Annotated in this window: 18 protein-coding genes and 1 pseudogene; 11 read left to right on the top strand and 8 right to left on the bottom strand. The window is 63.3% G+C overall.

Translation table 11 applies throughout. The annotated features are described in order from the left end of the window. Positions 1-4 precede the first annotated feature (4 nt). From ACR9ZC_RS01630 to ACR9ZC_RS01590, 9 genes and pseudogenes are all read left to right on the top strand, one after another. Positions 5-655, top strand: coding sequence for a 3-oxoacid CoA-transferase subunit B (locus tag ACR9ZC_RS01630; protein ID WP_331566345.1), 651 nt, complete (start codon positions 5-7; stop codon positions 653-655). A 37-nt stretch (positions 656-692) separates the two neighbouring features. After that, positions 693-1,895 carry a 3-oxoadipyl-CoA thiolase gene (pcaF, locus tag ACR9ZC_RS01625; protein WP_481578849.1) on the top strand — a complete coding sequence of 401 codons (1,203 nt, stop codon included), beginning with the start codon at positions 693-695 and terminating at the stop codon, positions 1,893-1,895. Positions 1,896-1,927: 32 nt separating this feature from the next. Continuing rightward, the gene (pcaD, locus tag ACR9ZC_RS01620; protein WP_481578848.1) at positions 1,928-2,683 is read left to right on the top strand and encodes a 3-oxoadipate enol-lactonase; all 756 of its coding nucleotides are present in this window, start codon (positions 1,928-1,930) and stop codon (positions 2,681-2,683) included. A gap of 470 nt (positions 2,684-3,153) precedes the next feature. Further along, complete coding sequence (gene flhD, locus ACR9ZC_RS01615) at positions 3,154-3,474, top strand: flagellar transcriptional regulator FlhD (RefSeq protein ID WP_173256789.1); 321 nt, start codon at positions 3,154-3,156, stop codon at positions 3,472-3,474. A gap of 10 nt (positions 3,475-3,484) precedes the next feature. Further along, the gene (flhC, locus tag ACR9ZC_RS01610) at positions 3,485-4,045 is read left to right on the top strand and encodes a flagellar transcriptional regulator FlhC (protein WP_173256788.1); all 561 of its coding nucleotides are present in this window, start codon (positions 3,485-3,487) and stop codon (positions 4,043-4,045) included. Between the two features lie 325 nt (positions 4,046-4,370). After that, the gene (locus tag ACR9ZC_RS01605) at positions 4,371-5,366 is read left to right on the top strand and encodes a substrate-binding domain-containing protein (RefSeq protein WP_481578847.1); all 996 of its coding nucleotides are present in this window, start codon (positions 4,371-4,373) and stop codon (positions 5,364-5,366) included. A gap of 82 nt (positions 5,367-5,448) precedes the next feature. Then, positions 5,449-6,447: an ABC transporter permease gene (locus tag ACR9ZC_RS01600; RefSeq protein WP_481578846.1), complete on the top strand. Its 999-nt coding sequence runs from the start codon at positions 5,449-5,451 to the stop codon at positions 6,445-6,447. Positions 6,448-6,474: 27 nt separating this feature from the next. Continuing rightward, entirely contained in the window at positions 6,475-7,269 is a 795-nt protein-coding gene (locus ACR9ZC_RS01595; protein ID WP_481578845.1) for an ATP-binding cassette domain-containing protein, read from the top strand. A gap of 37 nt (positions 7,270-7,306) precedes the next feature. Beyond that, positions 7,307-8,538 (top strand): annotated as a pseudogene (locus ACR9ZC_RS01590) (ROK family transcriptional regulator). Here the strand turns inward: ACR9ZC_RS01590 and ACR9ZC_RS01585 are convergent. The 6 genes from ACR9ZC_RS01585 to ACR9ZC_RS01560 form a co-directional block, all read right to left on the bottom strand. Beyond that, positions 8,518-8,937 carry a PIN domain-containing protein gene (locus tag ACR9ZC_RS01585; protein ID WP_481578844.1) on the bottom strand — a complete coding sequence of 140 codons (420 nt, stop codon included), beginning with the start codon at positions 8,935-8,937 and terminating at the stop codon, positions 8,518-8,520. The pseudogene ACR9ZC_RS01590 and the gene ACR9ZC_RS01585 overlap by 21 nt on opposite strands. Then, the gene (locus ACR9ZC_RS01580; protein ID WP_481578843.1) at positions 8,924-9,157 is read right to left on the bottom strand and encodes a FitA-like ribbon-helix-helix domain-containing protein; all 234 of its coding nucleotides are present in this window, start codon (positions 9,155-9,157) and stop codon (positions 8,924-8,926) included. The genes ACR9ZC_RS01585 and ACR9ZC_RS01580 overlap by 14 nt, the downstream gene beginning before the upstream one ends. Positions 9,158-9,315: 158 nt before the next feature. Then, a complete protein-coding gene (locus ACR9ZC_RS01575) occupies positions 9,316-10,866 on the bottom strand; it encodes an efflux transporter outer membrane subunit (protein WP_481578842.1) in 1,551 nt (516 codons plus the stop codon). Between the two features lie 15 nt (positions 10,867-10,881). Continuing rightward, positions 10,882-14,085, bottom strand: a complete 3,204-nt coding sequence (locus tag ACR9ZC_RS01570; RefSeq protein ID WP_481578841.1) for an efflux RND transporter permease subunit — start codon at positions 14,083-14,085, stop codon at positions 10,882-10,884. Positions 14,086-14,134: 49 nt separating this feature from the next. Beyond that, on the bottom strand, positions 14,135-15,358 hold the full coding sequence (locus ACR9ZC_RS01565; protein WP_481578840.1) for an efflux RND transporter periplasmic adaptor subunit: 1,224 nt from the start codon (positions 15,356-15,358) through the stop codon (positions 14,135-14,137). A 45-nt stretch (positions 15,359-15,403) separates the two neighbouring features. Continuing rightward, positions 15,404-16,249, bottom strand: coding sequence for an alpha/beta hydrolase (locus tag ACR9ZC_RS01560; protein WP_481578839.1), 846 nt, complete (start codon positions 16,247-16,249; stop codon positions 15,404-15,406). Between the two features lie 179 nt (positions 16,250-16,428). Between ACR9ZC_RS01560 and ACR9ZC_RS01555 the strand changes: the two genes are divergently transcribed. Both ACR9ZC_RS01555 and ACR9ZC_RS01550 read left to right on the top strand, forming a co-directional pair. Continuing rightward, a complete protein-coding gene (locus ACR9ZC_RS01555) occupies positions 16,429-17,433 on the top strand; it encodes a LysR family transcriptional regulator (protein WP_481578838.1) in 1,005 nt (334 codons plus the stop codon). Between the two features lie 185 nt (positions 17,434-17,618). Beyond that, positions 17,619-17,912, top strand: coding sequence for a DUF4148 domain-containing protein (locus ACR9ZC_RS01550; RefSeq protein ID WP_481578837.1), 294 nt, complete (start codon positions 17,619-17,621; stop codon positions 17,910-17,912). A 117-nt stretch (positions 17,913-18,029) separates the two neighbouring features. On the opposite strand, the gene ACR9ZC_RS01545 is transcribed toward ACR9ZC_RS01550, so the two are convergent. Both ACR9ZC_RS01545 and ACR9ZC_RS01540 read right to left on the bottom strand, forming a co-directional pair. Beyond that, complete coding sequence (locus ACR9ZC_RS01545; RefSeq protein ID WP_481578836.1) at positions 18,030-19,091, bottom strand: purine-nucleoside phosphorylase; 1,062 nt, start codon at positions 19,089-19,091, stop codon at positions 18,030-18,032. A 179-nt stretch (positions 19,092-19,270) separates the two neighbouring features. After that, positions 19,271-21,898, bottom strand: a complete 2,628-nt coding sequence (locus tag ACR9ZC_RS01540) for a mechanosensitive ion channel domain-containing protein (protein ID WP_481578835.1) — start codon at positions 21,896-21,898, stop codon at positions 19,271-19,273. Between the last annotated feature and the right edge of the window lie 96 nt (positions 21,899-21,994).

Below are 21,994 nucleotides of genomic sequence, written 5' to 3'. Positions count from 1 at the left end.
CAGCATGAACAAATGGACCCGCGACGACATCGCCCGGCGCGTTGCGCAAGACATCCCCGAAGGCGCTTACGTCAATCTCGGCATCGGCCTGCCGACGAAGGTCGCGAACTATCTGCCGAAAGACCGCGAGATCTTTCTTCATAGCGAGAACGGCCTGCTCGGCATGGGGCCGGCTCCGGCTCCCGGTCATGAGGACCCCGAACTGATCAACGCGGGCAAGGAGCCCGTCACGTTGCTCGAAGGCGGCGCGTTCTTTCATCATGGCGACTCGTTCGCGATGATGCGCGGCGGGCATCTCGACGTTTGCGTGCTCGGCGCGTTCCAGGTCTCGGCCTCGGGCGACCTCGCGAACTGGCATACCGGCGCACCGGACGCGATTCCAGCCGTCGGCGGCGCCATGGATCTCGCGATCGGCGCCAAGCAAGTCTTCGTCATGACCGATCATCTGACGAAGACGGGCGAGTGCAAGATCGTCGAGCGCTGCACATATCCCCTGACCGGCATCGGCTGCGTCGATCGCATCTATACCGATCTGGCCGTCATCGACATCACGCCTCGCGGCCTCGAAGTGATCGAGATCGTCGAAGGCCTTTCGTTCGAAGCGCTGCAGAACGTGACGCCCGTACCGCTCATCCACGCACCGCGCGCTGCCTGACGAAAGCATCCGAACGAACGCCAAAGGACAGACACCCATGAACGACGCTTATATCTGCGACGCCGTGCGCACCCCATTCGGCCGCTACGGCGGCGCATTGGCCACGGTTCGCGCCGACGATCTCGCCGCATTGCCGATCAAGGCACTCGTCGAACGCAATGCCGGCGTGGACTGGCAGGCGGTCGACGACGTCATCTACGGCTGTGCGAATCAGGCCGGCGAAGACAACCGCAACGTCGCCCGCATGGCCGCGCTGCTCGCCGGGCTGCCGGTCGAAGTTCCGGGCAGCACCGTGAACCGGCTTTGCGGCTCGGGGCTCGATGCGCTCGGCACTGCGGCACGCGCGATCAAGACCGGCGAGACGAGCCTCATGATCGCGGGCGGCGTCGAAAGCATGAGCCGGGCGCCGTTCGTCATGGGCAAGGCCGACAGCGCGTTCAGCCGCTCGATGAAAGTTGAAGACACAACGATCGGATGGCGCTTCGTCAACCCGGCGATGAAAGCGATGTACGGCGTCGACTCGATGCCTGAGACCGCGGAAAACGTCGCAACGGAGTTCGGCGTGAGCCGTCAAGACCAGGACGCCTTCGCCCTGCGTTCGCAAATGCGCACCGCGGCCGCACAGGAAGCGGGGCGCTTCGACGACGAGCTGATCGCCGTTCATGTAGCGCAGAAAAAGGGCGAGCCGCTCGTCGTGACCAAGGACGAGCACCCGCGCGCGACGACGCTCGAAGCGCTGGCCAAGCTCAAGGGCGTCGTGCGTCCCGACGGCACCGTGACGGCGGGCAATGCATCGGGCGTCAACGACGGCGCCTGCGCGCTGTTGCTCGCCGACGAACGAACGGCTGCGCGCTTCGGATTGCGTCCGCGAGCGCGCGTGATCGCGATGGCCACGAGCGGCCTCGCGCCGCGCATCATGGGCTTCGGCCCGGCTCAGGCGGTCCGCAAAGTTTTGGACAAAACCGGGCTCGCACTCGATCGCATCGATGTCATCGAACTGAACGAAGCGTTCGCCGCGCAGGCGCTCGCCGTGACACGCAGCCTCGGGCTCGCGGACGACGATGCCCGAGTCAATCCAAATGGCGGCGCGATTGCGCTTGGGCACCCGCTCGGCGCATCGGGTGCCCGCCTCGCGACCACGGCCACCTATCAGCTTGCCCGCACCGGAGGGCGCTACGCGCTGTGCGCGATGTGCATCGGCGTCGGCCAAGGTATCGCGCTCGTCATCGAGCGCGTATGATCGGCGACGCCATCGACCGGAGACACCCAACCATGACGACGCTTCATTACGAGCTTGCGGGACCGGCGGGCGCCCCGGTGGTCGTACTGTCGAACTCGCTCGGCACCACGCTTGAAATGTGGGATCCGCAAGTCGAAGTCCTCACGCGCACCTTTCGCGTGCTGCGCTATGACACGCGAGGACACGGCCGCTCGGCACTGCCCCCGCCGCCTTACGCCATCGACGATTACGGACGCGACGTGCTCGCGCTGCTGGACTTGCTCGACATCGAACGCGTGCACTTCGTCGGGCTCTCGATGGGAGGCTTGACCGGGCAGTGGCTCGGCATTCATGCTGCGGCGCACATCGACAAGCTCGTGCTCTGCAATACGGCGGCCTGCATCGGCAAACCGGACGGCTGGCGCGAGCGCATCGAGCTGGTACGTTCGCGCGGGCTCGACGAAGTGGCGGGAGGCTCCGCCGCGCGCTGGTTCACGCAGGGATTCGTGGCGGCGCACGGATCGACCGTCGACGCGCTGACCGGGCGCTTGCGCACGCTTTCACCCGAAGGCTACATAGCCGGCTGCGAGGTACTTGCCCGCACGGACCTGCGCGACGATATAGAGCGCATCGCGTGCCCCACCCTCGTGATCGCAGGCGAGCACGATCCTGTTACGACGGTGGCCGATGCCCGGTTCATGGTGGATCGCATTCGTGGCACGCGACTCGTCACGCTCGATGCCGCGCATTTATCCAACGTCGAAGCTGCGCCCGCATTTACCGAGGCGCTGCTGAACTTCCTCGCCTGACGCGCTCGCTGTCAGCGTCACCCTGAGCTCGGCGCCCGCGTCTGCCGTCTTCGCCGGCGACTATCGGCGCCGGCGCCGCAAATAGATCCAGCAATACGTTGCCCTTCCGCACTCGTTGATCCCCACGGCGCGCGCCGCCCCGCCGCACCCGCATTTTTTTCCTCTTCTATTGGCCGAGCCGCGTTTCGCTAACGGAATCAAACGTCTGAGCGACATCGGTCAACTTTTCCTGTTACACGTCCGCGAAAAAATTGCCGAAAACCCTTAGATAAATTTTTCGTACATTTTATGGGAAGGGATTGATTTACCGAGGTTCAGTTCGTACAATGCGCTTCATTGGTTGTTACGAAATGTAACTCCTTGTATCAAAGTTACTGAAGCGGTCGAGCAAACGTTGTCGGTCGCAAAAAGAAAGAATTACACGGTACAAATTACCGGAATAAACCAACGGGGCTTCGGAAGCGTGACAAATGGACCGCAACGGCGAGACGCTGGATTCAATCCGCGAAATTAACCTGTCATACATCATGCTCGCGCAGCGTATGCTGCGCGAGGACAAGGCGATCGGCATGTTCCGCCTTGGCCTGTCGTCGCAATTGGCCGATCTGCTCGCCGGTCTTTCGCTCGCGCAATGCGTCAAGCTGGCCTCGTCGGACCAGCTGCTGTGCTTTTTCCGCTTCAACGACCATTCGATGCTCTCGGCCCTCACGCAGACGGCCAAGAATACCGATGTCGCCGCTACGCATGCCGCGATCCTCCTCGCGGGACAGCCAGTCGAACAATTCGCCTAAGGTGCGCGTCATGGGTCCGAAAAAAAGCCTCACCGAAGACGCCCAGGAAGTCTTTCGCGCCATCGCCCTGATCGAACTCGGCGCGCGCATGCAGGTGCTCGAAAGCGAGTTGTCGCTGTCGCGCGATCGGATGATTCGCCTTTATCGCGAGATCAAGGGTGCCTCGCCGCCCAAAGGCATGCTGCCTTTCTCGGCGGACTGGTACATGACCTGGTTGGCCAACATCCATGCGTCGCTGTTCTACAACACCTACCTCTTCCTGAAAAACGAAGCGGGCTGCTCGCATCTGGACGCGTTGACCAAGGGCTACCGGCTTTATCTCGAGCACTGCAGACATGGGGAGTGCGAGCCGGTGCTCGACCTCACGCGTGCGTGGACGCTCGTGCGCTTTTTCGACGCCGACATGCTTCAGCTCACGCCATGCTGCCGCTGCAGCGGCAAATTCATCGCGCACAAGCACGACCTTCAGCAAAACGTCGTATGCGGCGCGTGTCAACCGCCTTCGAGGGCCGGTAAGACCAAGAAAGCCGCCGCGGGTAAAGAAGCGGTCCAAGCCGCCTGCGCGGCGTAAAAACGCCGCCAATAGTCTCCGCCACGCGAGCGCTTCACGCTCTCATTTCAAAAAGCCCGCTCTTTCGAACGGGCTTTTTTCTTTGCTTTTACCTCAGGATTTACCCGTAGGCGGCAATCGCATTTGCGCAAAGCAACATGAGCGCACAGCGGCCTTTTTATAAGGCGGCTCCGCGCCCTTGCCTGCCACGGTTATACCGCACTGCAGCATTTCGCGTTTCTTGACTCCTTCTCCCCGCGCTGCTGTACTAAATCACGCAAGTTGATTTAGTCTTCGAATCCATCACGAACAAGAACCGCTGCACCCATCGGAGGAGGAACCCTTGATGAAGACTCGCCCCTATGCCGCGCTCGCGCGCGCCGCCATGTTGTCCACAGCCGTTGCCGCAGCGCTCTGCGCGAGCGGCACTCACGCGGCCGACAAGGTTGTCGTCGGTCTGATTACCAAGACCGATACCAATCCGTTCTTCGTCAAGATGAAACAAGGTGCCGAGGACGCCGCGAAGAAAGACGGAGTCGAGCTGCGAACGGCCGCCGGCAAGTTCGACGGCGACAACGCGAGCCAGGTGAATGCGATCGAGAACATGACGGCCGCGGGTGCGAAGGCGATCCTGATCACACCGAGCGATACGAAAGCCATCGTTCCTGCCATCAAGAAGGCGCGCTCGGCCGGTGTCATGGTCATTGCGCTCGATACGCCGACCGATCCGCAGGAGGCGACCGATGCGCTGTTCGCCACCGACAACTTCAAGGCCGGCGAATTGATCGGCGAATACGCCAAAGCCGCGCTCGGCAGCAAGCCCGCCAAGATCGCCACGCTCGATCTCGCGCCCGGGATTTCCGTCGGTGTTCTGCGCCATAACGGCTTCTTGAAGGGCTTCGGCATCAAGGAAGGCGATCCGAGCATCGTGTGCAGCCAGGACACGCGCGGCGACCGCGCGAAGGGTCAAACGGCAATGGAAAACTGCCTGCAAAAGGCCCCCGGCATCAACGTGGTCTATACGATCAACGAGCCCGCGGCAGCCGGCGCGTATCGCGCGCTCAAGGCCGCCGGTAAGGAGAAAGACGTGTTGATCGTCTCGATCGACGGCGGCTGCGAAGGCGTGCGCAACGTGAAGGCCGGCCAGATCGCCGCCACCGCTCAGCAGTACCCGCTCAAGATGGCGGCGCTCGGCGTGGAAGCGGGAGCCGAATACGCCAAGACCGGCAAGAAGGTCAGCGGCTACAAGGACACCGGCGTGACGCTGATCACGGACAAGCCGATGCAAGGCGTGGACAGCAAGGACACGAAGTTCGGCCTCGAGAACTGCTGGGGCAGCTAAGCCCTCCCTCCGGCGCGGCCTTCGGGCCGTCTGACGAAGTCCGCGCCATGTCTTATCCCCCGTACTGACGAGAAGACGCACCATGACGACTCGATCCGCTCCGCCGGTCGCACCGGCACCCGTCTCGCGGCCGCATCAGCACCGCATGCCGACCATCGCCGAAGCCGGCCCGCTGATCGCACTGATCGCCGCCTGCGCATTCTTCTTCACGCAGACTCATCGCTTTCTTTCGTTTCAGAATTTCTCGCTGATTCTGCAGCAGACGATGGTCGTCGCCGTGATCGCCATCGGCCAGACGCTGATCGTGCTCACCGCGGGTATCGATCTGTCGTGCGGCATGGTGATGGCCTTCGGCTCCATCGTCATGACGAAGTTCGCCGTGGGCCTCGGGGTGCCGCCCGTACTGGCGATTCTCTGCGGCATGGGCGCCAGTGCATTGTTCGGACTCCTGAACGGCGTACTGGTCACGCGCATCAAGCTGCCGTCTTTCATCGTGACGCTCGGCACGCTGAATATCGCGTTCGCGCTCACGCAGATCTACTCGAATGCCGAAACGGTCTCGAATCTGCCCGATGCGATGATGTTCCTCGGCAACACATTCTCGATCGGCCCAGCCGAGGTCACCTATGGGACCGTGCTCGCGCTACTCATGTATCTCGCGACCTGGTTCGTACTCCGAAATACCGTGCCCGGCCGGCATCTCTATGCGCTCGGCAACAACCCGGAAGCGGCGCGGCTCATGGGCCTGTCGTCACAGCGCATCCTCCTTTGCGTCTATACGATTGCCGGCTTCATCTATGGCATTGCCGCCCTGCTGCTCGTCTCGCGAACCGGCGTCGGCGACCCTCAAGCCGGACAGACCGAGAATCTCGACAGCATCACGGCTGTCGTGCTCGGCGGCACGAGCCTCTTCGGCGGGCGCGGCTCGATCGTGGGCACGCTGCTCGGCGCGCTGATCGTCGGTGTGTTCCGCAATGGACTGACGCTGATCGGGGTCTCGTCGGTGTATCAGGTATTGATCACCGGCGTTCTCGTGATTCTGGCCGTTGCGGCCGACAAGCTCTCGCATCGCCGCGCCTGACGCCCCTGTTTTCATCAAGGAACCGCCATGTCGACACCCTCTTCCCATTCGGCCGCGCCGGTGCTGCAGGCCCGGGGCCTCGTCAAGCGCTACGGACACGTCACCGCGCTCGACGGTTGCGATTTCGAGGTCCTGCCCGGTGAAATCCTCGCCGTCATCGGCGATAACGGTGCGGGCAAATCGTCGCTGATCAAGGCGCTCTCCGGTGCACTCGTGCCCGACGAAGGCGAAATCCTGCTCGATGGCGCACGCGTGCAATTCCGCAGCCCGCTCGATGCGCGCGAGAAAGGCATCGAGACCGTCTATCAGGAACTCGCGGTCGCGCCCGCGATGACGATCGCGGAAAACCTTTTTCTCGGCCGCGAACGCCGCCTGCCGGGGTGGCGCGGCTCGATCCTCCAGATGATCGACAAGCGCCGCATGCTCGAGGAAGCGACTTCGCATATGAAGGACCTGCAAATCGGCATCCGCTCCATGCGGCAGGCCGTCGAAACACTGTCGGGCGGGCAGCGCCAGGGCGTGGCCGTGGCGCGCAGCGCCGCGTTCGCGCGCCACGTCGTCATTCTCGACGAACCGACGGCCGCGCTGGGCGTGAAGGAAGGCAACATGGTGCTCGAGCTCATCCGGCGCGTGCGCGACCGCGGCCTGCCGGTGATCTTGATCAGTCACAATATGCCGCATGTCTTCGAGATTGCCGATCGCATCCATATCCAGCGTCTCGGCCGGCGTGCCGCGCTCGTCAATAAGGAAGACATCCATATGTCGGAAGCCGTAGCCATCATGACCGGCGCGAAAGAAGCCGACGTCAAGGCGATTGCATGATTTTCGATCGCGCGATCGCGTCAGCGGCACGGCGACGATGAGCCGCGCGCATCCCCCGGCGACGCGGCCCGTCGGCTCGAATCAGGTCGGCATGCGGCAGTTCAACGAGCGGATCGTGTTGCAGGCGATCCGGCTCCATGGATCGCTCGCCAAGGCCGATGTCGCTCGCCTCACGCGGCTGTCGATGCAGACAGCGTCGATGATCGTCGATCGGCTTATCGAGGATGGGCTGCTCGTCAAGCAGGCTCGTGTGCGCGGACGCATCGGGCAGCCATCGGTGCCGATTGCGTTGGAGCCGGACGGGGCTTATACCATTGGCATTAAAGTCGGGCGTCGCAGCCTCGATGTGCTCGCCATCGATTTTGTCGGGCATGTTCGCAGTCGCGAAGTGTTCGAGTATGCCTATCCGGATCCGCAGACGCTTTTTCCCACACTCGAGCGCAACCTTGGACGCGTCATGACCACGCTTGGGGATGGGGCTGCCAAAGTGGTTGGCATGGGCGTCGCTGCACCGCTCTGGCTTGGTGGGTGGCGCGATTTTCTGGGCGCTCCCCCGGGGTGCTCGATGGCTGGAATGCCATCGACATTCGCACGCGTATAGCGGCAATGAGCGGATTTCCTGTCGAGTTCGCAAAGGATACGACTGCCGCTTGCGCGGCCGAACTCGTGATGGGCCAAGGGCGCGGAATTCGGACGTTTCTTTATCTCTTTGTCGGTACGTTTATCGGTGGCGGACTGGTGCTCGACGGCCGGCTGCATAGCGGGCCGCACGGAAATGCGGGCGCGGTGGGCTCGATTCCACTATCGGCCGGCAACGGACACGCGCCGCGGCAATTACTGCATGCGGCGTCGGGGTTTGTGCTCGAACAGCGTATGACTGAGCGCGGAGCGCCGGCTGCGGCGGCGCACGATCATCGGGCTTTTGACGCCAACGTATGGCCTATCACCGACCGCTGGCTCGATGAAGCCTGCACAGCCATTGCCTCGACCATTGCGACTTCGGCAGCACTCATCGATCTCGAAGCTGTGGTGGTGGATGGCGAGATCGATCGGCAACTCGTACGCGAGATCATTCGACGCACACAGCGCGAGCTCGATCGGATCGAATGGGAGGGAATGGTACGACCGCAGTTGCTGGAAGGGACCATCGGCACCGATGCGCGGGCGATGGGAGCCGCTATTTTGCCGCTCTACGCGCATTTTGCACCGATGCATGAGCTGTTTTTGAAGTCGGAAAGTCAGCCTGCACTACGAGTTGAACGGGTTTAGCACGCGATTACCTATACCGGCGAAATCATCGACGTTTCGCGTCACCACTGTCAGGTCGTGGATCAACGCAGTTGCCGCAATCAACTTGTACAGGGCGTGTTCCGGATGGGGTACGCGCAATCGCCCCCATAGTTGCCCGATCTCTTCGTCGACTGCCAGAACGTTTGGGCCGAATTCCAGAAGCACATCGTCAAGCCAGTTTTCCAGACGCGTTGCCTGTGGCTTGTCGCCCCGGTGGCGAATGAGTTCGACGCCTCGTCGGATTTCCCCAATCGTCACCACCGAGAGGTACAGATCCGCATCGTCCCGGGATGCCTTGCGGAAGAAGGCCATTACGCCCTTGTCTGCTCGATCTCGCTTCCGAATTTCGCTGATGACGTTCGTATCAACCAAATACATTGGAAGCCTCGCCATCATCCACACGTGCGAAATCCGCGTCGGTGCCGACGTTTGGGATACTCATCAACACTTGTGCGAAGGTCTTGCGCTGCGGCGTCCGCAGTGCTTTTGCCAAAATGTCGCGATGCTCCGCTTCCGCGCTTCGGCCGTGTGCGGCGGCTCGCTCGCGCAGGGTCTGGACGATTGCCTCGTCCACATTTCTCACCAGAAGATTTGCCATACCGTACCCCCAAACGCGCATTGCTATCAATGATAGCACGCAATATGAAAAGTGCAATCACGTCAATCTACTTGCACTTCTCCACGCCCGAATGAAGAACGCCGCCCAGCGAACAACAGCTAGGGCGGCGTCCATGCCTGATCGCTTGGCGATCTGCTCTACCGCTTGGCGACCTGGTCGGTCGAGTCACTCGCCTTCACGTCACCCCATCCGCCACCCAACGCGCGAATCAGGTTGACCGTCGCCACCGCCTGCGAACCCGCAAGCTGGCTCGCCTGCCGCTGTGCAACGAGCACCGATCGTTCGCTGTCGAGCACGTCTAGATAGCTGACCTGCCCTTCCCGATACTGCGTCTGCGACAGGTGCGCCGCACGCTGCGCCGAACTGACCGCATCGCCTTGCGCGCGAATCTGATCGTCGAGCAGCCGCAAATCGGCAAGGTTGTCCTCGACTTCCCTGAACGCGGTCAGCACCTGCGAGCGATACAGCGCGACGTCTTCGTCGAACTGCGCGCGCGCCTGCGCGAGCTGAGCCTTGCGCCGGCCACCGTCGAAAATCGGCAGCGTGAGTGCCGTGCCTGCGAACGGCCCGAGCAGGAAAGTCCGGCTCGACCACATGAAGAGCTCGCCCAGTCCCGCCGATTCATAGCCGAAGGACCCGGTGATATCGAGCTTCGGAAAGAATGCCGATTTCGCCAGCCCCACGCGCGCATTGGCCGCGGCCATCGCGCGCTCGGCCGCCGCAATATCGGGGCGCCGTTCGAGCAACGCCGAGGGCAGACCCGCCGGCACGCGCGCCGTCACCGGCACGAGCGGTTGCTGCGGGAACGTGAACTCCGCCGGGGTCTTGCCGAGCAAAATCGCAAGACTGTGCTCGGCCGCCGCGCGTTGCCGCTCCACGCCCACCGCTTCGGCCCGCGCCGTCGCCAGCGAGTTGTTCGCCTGCGACAAGTCGAGCTCGCTCACCTCGCCTTCGTCGAAGCGGCGCTTGACGAGCTTCACGCCCTCTTCACGAAGCGCGATCGTACGGTTGTATAAATCACGCTCGGCATCGAGCTCGCGCAGCGAGAAATAAGCCGCCGCCACATCGGCCTGCAACGCGAGCTGGACCGAACGGAACAGCGCTTCGCTTTGCTGCGAATCGGCACGCGCAGCCCTGACATTCGAACTGACCCGTCCGAACAGGTCCGCTTCGTACGACACCGTCGACTGCGCACGCCACAGTGTCAGCGGCGGCACGTTCGCATTTTGCGGCAGGCCCTGCGAGGCCGGCGACAACTTCTCGCGCGTCGGTCCGAAGCCCGCGTCGATTTCGGGGAACCAGGCCGAGCGAGCCGAATTGAGCGCTGCCCGCGATTGCCGCACGCGCGCCGCGGCCGCCTTCAAATCCTGATTCGCCTCGAGCGCTTCCCCTTCGAGCTTGTTGAGCGTGTCGTCACCGAACACCGTCCACCATTCGCCGCGCGAAAGTGCGTCGGACGGTTGCGCAGGCTTCCATTGCCCCGCCGATGCCGCCGATGCGTCCGTTGCATCGGTATGCGGCGCTTCCTTGTACGCACTCGGGATGTTCATGTCCGGCCGCTTGTAGGCCGGATCGAGCGAGCATGCGGCCAGCAGCGCAATCAACAGGCCGCTCGCCAGCATCCGCATGGCACCGCCTCGCGTGGCCCGCGTGCCCCGTGCGCCGGCCGTTTTTTCCAATCGTTTCATTTTTTCTCCCAAGCCTTATGCGTCGGTGACGTCCAGTTCGCGCACTTTCGAATCGGTCTCGTCCTTCGAGTCCTTGCCAGCGACATGGATCTTGCCGCCCACCAGCGTACGCAGCACGACATAAAAGACCGGCGTCAGCATGAGCCCGAACAGCGTCACCCCCAGCATGCCGAAGAACACCGCAATGCCCATCGCATGCCGCATCTCGGAGCCCGCCCCCGTCGACAGCACGAGCGGTACGACACCCATGATGAACGCGATCGACGTCATCAGAATCGGCCGCAGCCGCAGCCGGCTCGCCTCGATGGCCGCGGCCATCGGCGTGCGACCGTCGTGCTCCAGCTCGCGCGCGAACTCCACGATCAGGATCGCGTTCTTCGAAGCGAGGCCCACGAGCACCATCAATCCAATCTGCGTGAAGATGTTGTCGTCGCCGCGCAGCAGCCAGACACCGGCCAGGGCGGAGAGCACACTCATCGGCACGATCAGGATCACCGCGAGAGGCAGCGTCAGGCTTTCATAGAGCGCCGCGAGCACGAGGAACACGAGCAGCACGCTGATCGGGAACACCCAGATGGCGGAGTTGCCGGCCAGGACCTGCTGATACGTGAGGTCGGTCCACTCGAACTTCACGCCGCGCGGCAGCGTCTCCTTCGCGATCTTCTCGATGACGGCCTGCGCCTGCCCCGACGAATAACCGGGCGCGGGCCCGCCATTGATGTCGGCGGCCGTGTAGCCGTTGTAGCGCACCACCATCTCGGGGCCATACGTGGGCGTCACCGTGACCAGCGAGGACAGCGGCACCATTTCGCCCGACGCCGAGCGCGTCTTCAGTTGCCCGATGTCATCGGGCCGCGAACGAAACGGCGCATCGGCCTGCACGCGAACCTGATAGACGCGTCCGAAGCGATTGAAGTCGTTCACGTAGAGCGAGCCCAGATAGACCTGCATCGTCTGGAACACATCGGTGACGGGAATGCCGAGCTGCTTGGCCTTCACACGGTCCAGATCGACGTTCAGCTGCGGCACGTTGATCTGGTAGCTCGTGAAGAGCGGACCGAGTTCGGGCGCGGTTTGCGCGCGCTTGATGAACGCCTCCGTCGCCTTCTCGAGTTGCGTATAGCCGAGTGCGCCGCGATCCTCGAGCTGCAGCTTGAAGCCGCCGAGCGTGCCGAGACCCAACACGGGCGGCGGCGGGAACACCGCAACGAAGGCGTCCTTGATGCCGCCGAACTTCTGGTTCAACGCGCCCGCGATCGCACCGGCCGACAGCGCGCGCGAACCGCGATCCTTGAACGGCTTGAGCGAAACGAACACGATGCCGGCGCTCGAGCTGTTCGTGAAGCCGTTCACCGACAGCCCCGGGAATGCGACGGCGTGTTCGACGCCCGGCTGCTGCGCGACGATATCGCCCATCTCGCGAATAACGCGCTCGGTGCGATCGAGTGTGGCGCCGGTCGGCAGTTGGGCGAAGGCGATCAGGTACTCCTTGTCCTGCGCGGGCACGAAGCCGCCCGGCACGATCTGCGTGACGAGGACCGTCGCACCGACGAGCACCGCATAGACGCCGAGCATCATCGTCCGGTGGCCGAGCACGCCCCGCACACCGCGTCCATACGCCGTGGAACCGCGCTTGAAGACCTTGTTGAAGCCGCGGAAGAACCCGCCGAAAAGACGGTTCATGACGCGCGTGAGCCAATCCTCGGGCGCATCGTGGCTGCGCAACAGGATCGCGCAAAGCGCCGGCGAAAGCGTCAGCGAATTGAACGCGGAAATCACCGTCGAGATCGCGATCGTCATTGCGAACTGCTTGTAGAACTGCCCCGTCAAGCCGCTCATGAACGCGAGCGGCACGAACACGGCAACGAGCGTCAGCGCAATGGCGATGATCGGCCCGCTCACCTCTCGCATCGCGCGCACGGTCGCCGCATGCGCACTGTGCCCCTCGGCAATGTTGCGCTCGACGTTTTCGACGACCACGATCGCATCGTCGACGACGATACCGATCGCGAGCACCATACCGAACAGCGATAGCGCGTTGATCGAGAACCCGAATGCAAGCAGCAGCGAGAACGTACCGACGATAGAAACCGGTACCGCGACGAGCGGAATGATCGACGCGCGCCACGTCTGCAGAAACACGATCACGACGATGACGACGAGCGCGATCGCCTCCAGCAACGTATGTATCACGGCCTCGATACTCGAGCGCACGAACTGCGTCGGGTCATAGACGATGCTGTAGTCGATACCGGCCGGGAAGTCCTTCTTCAGGTCGGCCATATCCTTACGGACCTGATCGGAGATCGCGAGCGAGTTGGCACCCGGCTGCTGGTTGATTGCGAGCGCAACGGCCGGCTTGTTGTCGAGCAGCGAACGTAAGGCATACTCGGACGCAGCGAGTTGCACGCGCGCCACGTCGCGCAGGTACGTCACACCGCCCGTCGGCGACGTCTTGACGACGATGGCGCCGAACTGCTCTTCCGTTTGCAACCGGCCGCGCGCGTTGACCGACAACTGCAGCGGCACGCCCGGGCCCGTCGGCGAGGCGCCGATCACACCCGCGGCGACCTGCACGTTCTGCTCGCGAATCGCGGCAACGACATCGTTCGCCGTCAATCCGTGCTCGGCCACCTTCTGCGGATCGAGCCATACGCGCATGGCGTAGTCGCCCGCACCCCACAGTTGCACCTGGCCCACGCCCGCGATGCGCTCGAGCCGGTCTTTGACGTTGAGCAGCGCATAGTTGCGCAGGTACGTCATGTCGTATCGATTATCGGGCGAGATCAGGTGCACGACCATCGTCAGCGTCGGCGAGCTCTTGATCGTCGTCACGCCCAGACGCTGCACGTCGTCGGGCAAGCGCGGCAGCGCTTGCGAGACGCGGTTTTGCACGAGCTGCTGCGCCTTGTCCGGATCGGTGCCGAGGCGGAACGTGATCGTGAGCGTCATGTTGCCGTCGCTGTTGGCCTGCGACTGCATGTAGAGCATGTTCTCGACGCCGTTGATCTGTTCCTCGAGCGGTGAAGCCACCGTTTCGGCGATCACCTTCGGATTCGCGCCCGGATACTGCGCGTGGACCACGACCGAAGGCGGCACGACTTCCGGATACTCGGAAATCGGCAACTGGAAAAGCGCGATCACGCCCGCCAGCAGGATCAGAACCGATAGCACCCCTGCAAAGATCGGCCGATCGATAAAGAATTTTGAAATGTTCATATCGCGTTCTGTTCAATTGAGCGCATCGAGTTCGAGCGCAACGGACCACTCACGAATTCGACGAGTCGCCGGCATTCGAGGCATTGGCATCCGTCTGATTGGCGCCCGGCTGGCTATCGCTGCCGTCATCCATCGCCACCACGTGCGGCCGCACCGTTGCGCCGGGGCGTACACGCTGAATGCCGTGGACGACGATACGATCGCCGCTGGCAAGACCGGCCGTGATCACGCGCAGATTGCCGTGCAAGGCGCCGAGCGAGACCGGCCGATACGAGACCTGGCCCTTGGCATCGACGACGAGCACGAACTTCTTGTCCTGATCGGTACCGATGGCGGCTTCCTCGACGAGCAGCGCGCGGTGCGGCGCACCGCCGCCCACCTTGATGCGCGCGTACAGACCCGGCACGAGCGTGCCGTCCGGATTGTCGAAACGCGCGCGCACACGAATGGTGCTCGATGCGGTGTCGAGCCGGTTGTCGACCGACGCCACGACGCCTTTGCGCGAGTAACCCGTCTCGTCGGCCAGCCCCAGCTCGACCGGCACGGACGTACCCGTGCGCGCGCGGCCGATGTACTTGAGGTAGGTCTGTTCGTCGACATCGAACGAGGCGTAGATGGGCGACACCGAAACGAGCGTCGTGAGCGCCGGCGTGCCGGAGCCCACGGAGACCACGTTGCCGAGCGTGACTTCGGCGCGCGAAACACGGCCGGACACGGGTGCGACGATCTTCGTATAGCCGAGATTGATGCGCGCCGTCTCCAGCGTGGCTTCGGCGGCCTGCACGTTCGCCGCGGCCTCGACCGCGGCATTCTTCTTCTCGTCGAAGTCGCGCTTCGCGATCGCGTTGTCCTCGATCAAACGCTGCGCGCGCTGCCAATCGCTTTGCGCGTAGCCGTTGCGCGCCTTCGCGGCTGCAAGCTGCGCCTGGGCGCGATCGACTTCGGCCGCATAGGGACGCGGATCGATGACGAACAGCACGTCGCCCTTTTTCACGAGGGAGCCGTCCTTGAAGTTGACCGAGACGATCGTGCCCGAGACGAGCGGGCGCACCTCGACCTTGTCCACGGCCTCGAGCCGGCCCGAGTACTCCTGCCAGTCGGTCACGGTCTTGTCGAGAACGGCTGCCACGTCGACTTCGGGTGCCATCGGGGCCGCCTGTGCCGGCGCATTGGCGTTCACGCGCACGGCCGTCAGAGTGCCGACGCCGGCCAGCACGGCGACGGCGACCACCGCGCCGGCGATACGTGTACGGGAAAAACGCTGCTTGGACATAAGGAAGCTCCGGTGTGTTGATTGATTGTTGTATGACGTTTCCGATCAGCGAATCGTGACTGCGGGCGGTGCAAGACGGCTTTGAAAAAACCGCACTGCATCCTGCAGTGCCTGAGCATCGCTTCCCACCTGCTCATGGGATGCGCTCGGATAACGGACGACCTGCGTCGGCACGCCCGCGCTGATGAGGCGCGCGGCGTACCGTTCCGCTTCGACATGCAGCACGTCGTTTTGCGCGGTCGCGACGAACGTCGGCGGCAGCCCGGCAAGCCGGGCCGATTCGAGCGGTGCCGCGTAGGGATGCAGCCGTTGCGCGGCTTGCGGCAGATAGGCACGATAGCTCGCCGCGCATTCGCGCGCCGAGATGTCGGAGGCAACGCGCCGCTCGTCGGCAAGGCAAGTCATGCTCGGATCGAGCATCGGGCTGAACAACGCCTGTGCGTCGATGCGGACTTCGCCGCGATCGCGCGCGACGAACGCGAGCCCATTGGCGATGTGTCCGCCCGCGCAATGCCCTGCCACGAACAGTACTTTTCCGCCGGCACCGTACGTGCGCCCGACGGCTTCGACCCATCGCGCGGCGCGATAGGCATCCTCGAGCGCGGCTGGAAACGGATGTTTCGGCGCCAGCGAATAATCTACGGATATGACCAATGCCGAAAGATGCTCGGCAAAATGACGCGCGGCCGCATCGCCATCGTCAAGCGAACCGCGTACGAACGCGCCGCCATGAAAATAAAGCAAGACCGGCATTGAACGCAAGCCGTCACGGCGATAAATCCGCAATGCGATATTGCGCTGATATCCGGCAATCTGAATTTCGTTGATCTCGAGCGAAGGCGCGGCGGACGAGCCGCCTTCCGAAATGCTACGAGAGTGCGTAGTACGCATGGGTCGAGCGCACAAAGGCGCGGCAGTTTCACGATGATCCGAATTGTGGGTTCGGCAGGAATTCCGATAAATGCCTATAATCCGGCAACACAATTCACCGCTTCCGAACAATTGTCTGCATGTCGCTGCCGGCGTCCGGCGCGAGCGCGGCGGTGGGTCATTTCCTCCGGAGAGCAACGATGGATCGCCTACAAGCCATGCAGGTGTTCACTCGCGTGGTCGACACGAACAGCTTCACCAAGGCAGCGGAAACGCTCGATTTGCCACGGGCATCGGTCACCACGATCATTCAGAACTTGGAGGCCCATCTCGGCGTGCGCCTCATGCACAGGACGACGCGCCGTCTCAGTCTCACGCCCGATGGCGCAGCGTACTACGAACGCTGTGTGCGCATTCTCGCCGATGTCGAGGAAACCGAGAGCAGCCTGCAAAACGGCAACAAGAAGCCACACGGCAAGCTGCGCGTCGACATGCCGGGCTCGATCGGGCGAACGATCGTCATTCCAGCGCTTCGCGAATTCCGCGAGCGCTATCCGGACATTGATGTGCAACTCGGCTTGTCGGACCGGCCCGTCGACTTGCTGCAAGAAGGCGTCGATTGCGTCGTGCGGGTCGGCGCCCTGCAGGATTCGTCGCTGGTGGCCCGCCGCATCGGCCTGTTCGAGGGCGTGACCTGCGCGTCGCCCGATTACCTGGCGCAGGCAGGCGTGCCGCGCACGCTCGAGGAATTGAGCCAGCACCGCGCGATCAATTACTTCTCGAGCCGCACGGGCCGCATCATGAACTGGTCGTTTCTCGTCGACGGCAAGGAAGTCGAAGTCAAGATGGAGGGCTCGATCTCCGTCAACGACGCGGACGCTTATGTGGCGTGCGCGGTCGAAGGGTTCGGCGTGATTCAGATGGCGCTTTTCATGGTGCTGCCGCATCTGCGCTCGGGCGCGCTCAAGGAAGTGCTGCCCGAATGGAAGCCGCTGCCGATGCCGATTTCCGCCGTTTATCCGCACAGCCGTCATTTGTCGCCGAAAGTGCGCGTCTTCGTCGATTGGGTGGCCGAGGTGTTCGATCGCTGCCCGCTGCTCAGCGGCCGTCAAAGTCTCGACAAGGCCTGCAGCAAGCGCACGCTCGAAGACTTGGAATCGGCCCAGCCGCTCGATACGCCCGTGCTGTCGGAGTGGGTCGCATAAGGGGCGAGATCGCGGGCGCCGCTTTTCCGGGCGCCCTGGATACGTTTGACTTCGCTTCATTGTTTTGTCCGCGCGACAAATCAATTCACGATTCGTAGATTTATCGAGCGCGCTTCGAACACTACATTTGCAACTGTCGCGGCACTGATCGTCAGCGCCGCATCGAACAGACAGGAGCATCCATCATGAAGCGCACTTCCCTCATCGCCGCCCTTTTGACTTCGCTCGTCGCGAGCACCGCTGCATTCGCCGATGGCGGCATCGGACACAACGGCACCTACAACGATCAATCGTGGATCGGCACGAGCACGAAAACGCGTGCCGAAGTGCGAGCCGAAGTGGCCGCCGCTCAACGCGATGGCACGCTGCCTTCGATGAACAAGCAAAGCTATCCGAACATCGGGCTCGAAGGTCAAACGCAAGCGACACGTATCGCGGATCGCGAAGGCAGCACGGGTGTTTCGCTTGCCCGCCAATGACGAGCCAGATCATGTTCGATACGGACTTGTCGCTGCTCGATCACTGGGATGTCGACACGCCGAGTTGGGTGCCGTTCTCGCCGCGGCGGCGCGATGCCGCCGCGACGGGTGCGCCCCTCAGTGCTGCGGCACGCCGTTACGCCAATCGTCCCAGTGCGTCACGATCTCTTGAACGAGCGGATTGCCGGCCAGAAACAAATTGGCAACGGCCGGACCGAAGCCGCCCTGATCCGCGTAGTTGAGCAGGTTGTCGGCACTCGTCTGACCCGCGTAGGGCCGGTCGAAGTCCGAGCCAGAACGCAGCACGGCTACGCGGTTCAGATCTACGCGGTGCACGCTGGCCGCACGTTTCAAGGCTTCGTAGGTCGCATTGTCCTCCTGCTGGGTCGTGCAATAGACACCCTTGCCGTCGGTCATGATCTTCGTCCATTCGCGCGCCCGCTCGCCAAGCAGCGTCCCGGACCACCAGGTATCGCCGGCTAGCGTATCGCACTGAACGACCTTAGGCGGCTGGTTGGCCGGCGCATAACTGTATTTGGCGCGCGCAGCCTGCGCTTGTTGGCTATCCGACAGTGTCACGTTCCGCGAGAGCGCGAACGCTGCATCGGCAAGGCGCGTATTCAACTGGAAGACTTCGGTGCGGTAATCGAGCGGCGGCTTCTCGGTAGGGCTTTTCGTATTGATGCCGAGATAGCCGGTATTCCAACCCGGCGGAATCTCACGCCCATCGAGCTCCCACTGAATGCCGAAGTCGACGAGATACTTTGCCCATGCTGCCGAACCGAGCGTGCCTTGCGCGGGGTCGATGCCCGCGATTCCGGCGATCAGGAAATAGGTATGGCGCAAATCGAAGCGGTGCGAGAACGTCAGCGCCATGATCGAGGCCGCCGCATTCGCGTGGCCCATTCCGGTCGTGACGACACAGACATTCTGCCGGTTGCACTTGACCTCCGGATAGTCGGGCGACAAGCCGGCCACGGGAATCGGCTTCCACGGCCCGAGGTGGTCGAGCCATACCTGGCCCTCGGGACCGAACATCGAAATGATCATGACCTTGACCGGATGGCCGGCCGAGGCGGTTTCCGTGAAACTGTCGGCGTTGTCCTGCGCATTCGAGGCCGTCGCCGCGCATGCGGCGAGCGTCAACGCGGCGGCCGACAAGATAGAGCGAGTGAGCATGGGCGTTCCTTGTTGAATTCCTGAGAGTGGAAAGAAGAAAACCGCTCGCTATTGCCTGTGCTTGTACTGCTGCGTCTACCGCCCGTTTTGCGCTTGCGCGCTTTGTGTCGGTGCGGACTGGTTTCGGCAGCGGGCTCAGTATAACGAGCGGATTACGCCAATACTCGACGACTTGATTTTTAGTGCTTCGGTCCGGTCCGCCGGGACGCATCCGGTGCGGCCTGCGCATGCTGGCTGCCGTCCGACTTCGGTGCGGGCGGCCCCGGCTGCTCGTCGGCGCTTCCTGCGGGATCATCCACCGAGTTTTCCTCAGCTGCGCCATTGGCGCCTCGGGCGGGAACGACCATCGTGCTTCGCAGCGGATTCGCGATTTCGATACCCCGCGCCCGGAACATCTCGAGAATGCGCCGGTTGAATTCGCGCTGCACGGGCCAGCGTGACGTATCGCGACACTGGATCTGACCGAGCAGCGTCACCATCGCGCCATCGACTTGATCGACGCCCCAGAAACTGAAGTCCGACACGATGCCATCCTTGAACTTCGGGTCTTCGCGTAACGAAGCGCCGATATCGCTCAAGGTCTGTACGGCGAGATCGACGTCCTGTCCATAAGCGATGTTGATTCTCACAGACGCATTGCCGAGTCCGCGATTCGAATTGTTTACCGTCGTCACGGAGCTGAACGGAATGGTATGGAGCGACCCGTCGCCGCCGCGCAGGCGCACCGTGCGAATCGACAGATATTCGACCGTACCCGAGACGCCCGCCACCGTCACCCAGTCGCCCACCTGCATCGCGTTTTCCATCAGCAGGAACATGCCGGTGATGAAATCCTGCACGAGCTTTTGCGAACCGAAGCCGAGCGCGACGCCGAAGATACTGGCGCCCGCCAGCAGCGGCCCGATGTTCACGCCGATTTCGCTCAATCCCGTGAGACCGACCACCAGCGCGATACCGATGAACAGCGTCGTGCGCAGCATCGGCAACAGCGTGCGCAAGCGCGCCGCCCGCATGAGATCGCCGGCGGTGGTCCATTTCAGCAGGCGCCGCTCGATCGAAACATTGATCGCCTCCCATACGGCAATGGCCGCGAAGGCGGCGATCGCCACTGTCACGATCGCCGATACGAGCCGCCGCCCGAGGTCTTTCTGGACGAATGCCTGCCAAGGATGAAGGTCCCAAATCGACAGGACGAAATTTGCGGCGGCCAGGACGATCGCAACCGTGATGATCCCGCGCAGCATCGGATAGTAACGATGCGCCCGCGCGAGCGCGATCGAACCCTTCTCGCCGTTCGTCGAACGGAACATGCGGCCCAGTACGCCGGACGCCACGATCGCCGCAAGGCGCGCGCCGATCAGGATCCCGAGCGATATCCCGCCGCGCCCCAGCACGATGCGATAACCATCGCGCACATCGAGCGCCCAGATGAACCACAGCGCGATCACGACGAATACCGCGATGTAGGCCCAGGCACCCGCGAGCCACTGGCCCACGAGCTTGAATCCGCGCGTGCGCCCCGTGGCGTCGCGAATCCATTGCCGCACGGGCCGGCGAATCTGCAGGATCAGAACGGCCACCATGATGTGACCGACGAGCGTCACCGTCTTGACGATCCCGAGATGTGCTTCAGGCGACAGGCCCAACGGCACCGGAGCCTCCGCCAACGCAATGCCGACGGCGACCACGGCCACGAGCCACATGAGCCATCGCTCGACGAACACGGCCGATTCGTCGTTGATCGGCAACAGGCGCAGCTTCGGCGCATCGCTTGCCAGCAGGAGTCCGCAGGCGAGCGCCACGACGCGCGCAATCGCATAGACCTGGATCAGCGTGTCGAGCACCGCCTCTTCGGGCGTCCCGTCATCGGTCAGCAGCGACATCATAACGACCGCGATGACGACGGCTACCGCAAGCGGCACCGCCTTCAACAGCGTGTGCAGCAGTGCGAACGGCAGCCGCTGCAAGAGCGACCAGTGCTGCACCGCGCGCGCGGCATTGCGCTGGCTGCGCGCGGCGCGCTCGGCATCGGATTCGATCGACCGCGCATCGATGCCCGCGGCCTGCAACGGTATGGCATCCGCCGAAGCGGCGTCGGCCTGCGCTCCGCCGGCGGTCATCCCGCCGTCGGCCGCCGTGCCGGCCCCAGGCACGGGCATCGCCTCAGGCGCCACGGCCGGCACCTCACGCGCGACACCACGGTTGCCGAGCGCTTCGATGTGCTTCTTGAGCAGCCGGGCCAACAGCACGCCGACCAGCAACGCCGGCAACAGCGAGGCCGAGAGCGTACCCGCCAACTCGCGCAATTGCGCGCGGCCGGGAATACTTTCGATTTCATATCCCCACCAGGCACGTACGGAATGGACGTCGAGCAACGCCGCTGTCGATGCCTTCACCGACGACGCCGCATGACGGATCGTGGCGGCGGTCTGCCGGGAGAGCTGCGAGACCAGTCCGTTCTGGGCGATCGCGGCCAGGACGGCCGACGCGCCACTAGCCGGTGCCGGCGCCGCGCTCGCGGCCGACGCGGCGCTGGCCGGCGGCGCGCTCAATGCGCCGGCCGCGGCGATGGCGCGAAGCGTATCGGTAATTTTCGTGCGCGTTTTGGGGTCGTTCAGTGCGTCGAGTGCGCGCTTGGCCTGATCGGGCGTCAGCGTGACAGGCGAGGGATTCGAGGCGCCCGCGGCAGCGGATGCGGATGCGGATGCGGAGGCGGACGCAGATGCCGATGGGCTCGCGGCGGGCTCGGCGCACACCGAAAAAGACAAAAACGATAGAAACAACGCGAGGACGATGTATTTGCGCATAACAAAGGGGGAAGGCCATACCAAAGGCGTGACAGGGCCGCAACGATGCGACCCTGTCCGGTCACGATACGACTTCACGAGTGCGCGAACGGTTCA

This window comes from Trinickia sp. HAY1-2D, from assembly GCF_056754935.1.
This window is presented reverse-complemented; position numbering and strand designations above follow the sequence as displayed.

Excerpts from the sequence above, each read along its gene's own strand:
- ACR9ZC_RS01585 (WP_481578844.1), bottom strand. The coding sequence starts at position 8,937 with ATGTATTTGGTTGATACGAACGTCATCAGCGAAATTCGGAAGCGAGAT.
- pcaF (WP_481578849.1), top strand. The coding sequence starts at position 693 with ATGAACGACGCTTATATCTGCGACGCCGTGCGCACCCCATTCGGCCGC.
- pcaD (WP_481578848.1), top strand. The coding sequence starts at position 1,928 with ATGACGACGCTTCATTACGAGCTTGCGGGACCGGCGGGCGCCCCGGTG.
- ACR9ZC_RS01575 (WP_481578842.1), bottom strand. The coding sequence starts at position 10,866 with ATGAAACGATTGGAAAAAACGGCCGGCGCACGGGGCACGCGGGCCACG.
- ACR9ZC_RS01550 (WP_481578837.1), top strand. The coding sequence starts at position 17,619 with ATGAAGCGCACTTCCCTCATCGCCGCCCTTTTGACTTCGCTCGTCGCG.
- ACR9ZC_RS01595 (WP_481578845.1), top strand. The coding sequence starts at position 6,475 with ATGTCGACACCCTCTTCCCATTCGGCCGCGCCGGTGCTGCAGGCCCGG.
- ACR9ZC_RS01560 (WP_481578839.1), bottom strand. The coding sequence starts at position 16,249 with ATGCGTACTACGCACTCTCGTAGCATTTCGGAAGGCGGCTCGTCCGCC.
- ACR9ZC_RS01565 (WP_481578840.1), bottom strand. The coding sequence starts at position 15,358 with ATGTCCAAGCAGCGTTTTTCCCGTACACGTATCGCCGGCGCGGTGGTC.
- ACR9ZC_RS01630 (WP_331566345.1), top strand. The coding sequence starts at position 5 with ATGAACAAATGGACCCGCGACGACATCGCCCGGCGCGTTGCGCAAGAC.
- flhC (WP_173256788.1), top strand. The coding sequence starts at position 3,485 with ATGGGTCCGAAAAAAAGCCTCACCGAAGACGCCCAGGAAGTCTTTCGC.
- ACR9ZC_RS01570 (WP_481578841.1), bottom strand. The coding sequence starts at position 14,085 with ATGAACATTTCAAAATTCTTTATCGATCGGCCGATCTTTGCAGGGGTG.
- ACR9ZC_RS01605 (WP_481578847.1), top strand. The coding sequence starts at position 4,371 with ATGAAGACTCGCCCCTATGCCGCGCTCGCGCGCGCCGCCATGTTGTCC.
- ACR9ZC_RS01545 (WP_481578836.1), bottom strand. The coding sequence starts at position 19,091 with ATGCTCACTCGCTCTATCTTGTCGGCCGCCGCGTTGACGCTCGCCGCA.
- ACR9ZC_RS01540 (WP_481578835.1), bottom strand. The coding sequence starts at position 21,898 with ATGCGCAAATACATCGTCCTCGCGTTGTTTCTATCGTTTTTGTCTTTT.
- flhD (WP_173256789.1), top strand. The coding sequence starts at position 3,154 with ATGGACCGCAACGGCGAGACGCTGGATTCAATCCGCGAAATTAACCTG.
- ACR9ZC_RS01600 (WP_481578846.1), top strand. The coding sequence starts at position 5,449 with ATGACGACTCGATCCGCTCCGCCGGTCGCACCGGCACCCGTCTCGCGG.
- ACR9ZC_RS01580 (WP_481578843.1), bottom strand. The coding sequence starts at position 9,157 with ATGGCAAATCTTCTGGTGAGAAATGTGGACGAGGCAATCGTCCAGACC.
- ACR9ZC_RS01555 (WP_481578838.1), top strand. The coding sequence starts at position 16,429 with ATGGATCGCCTACAAGCCATGCAGGTGTTCACTCGCGTGGTCGACACG.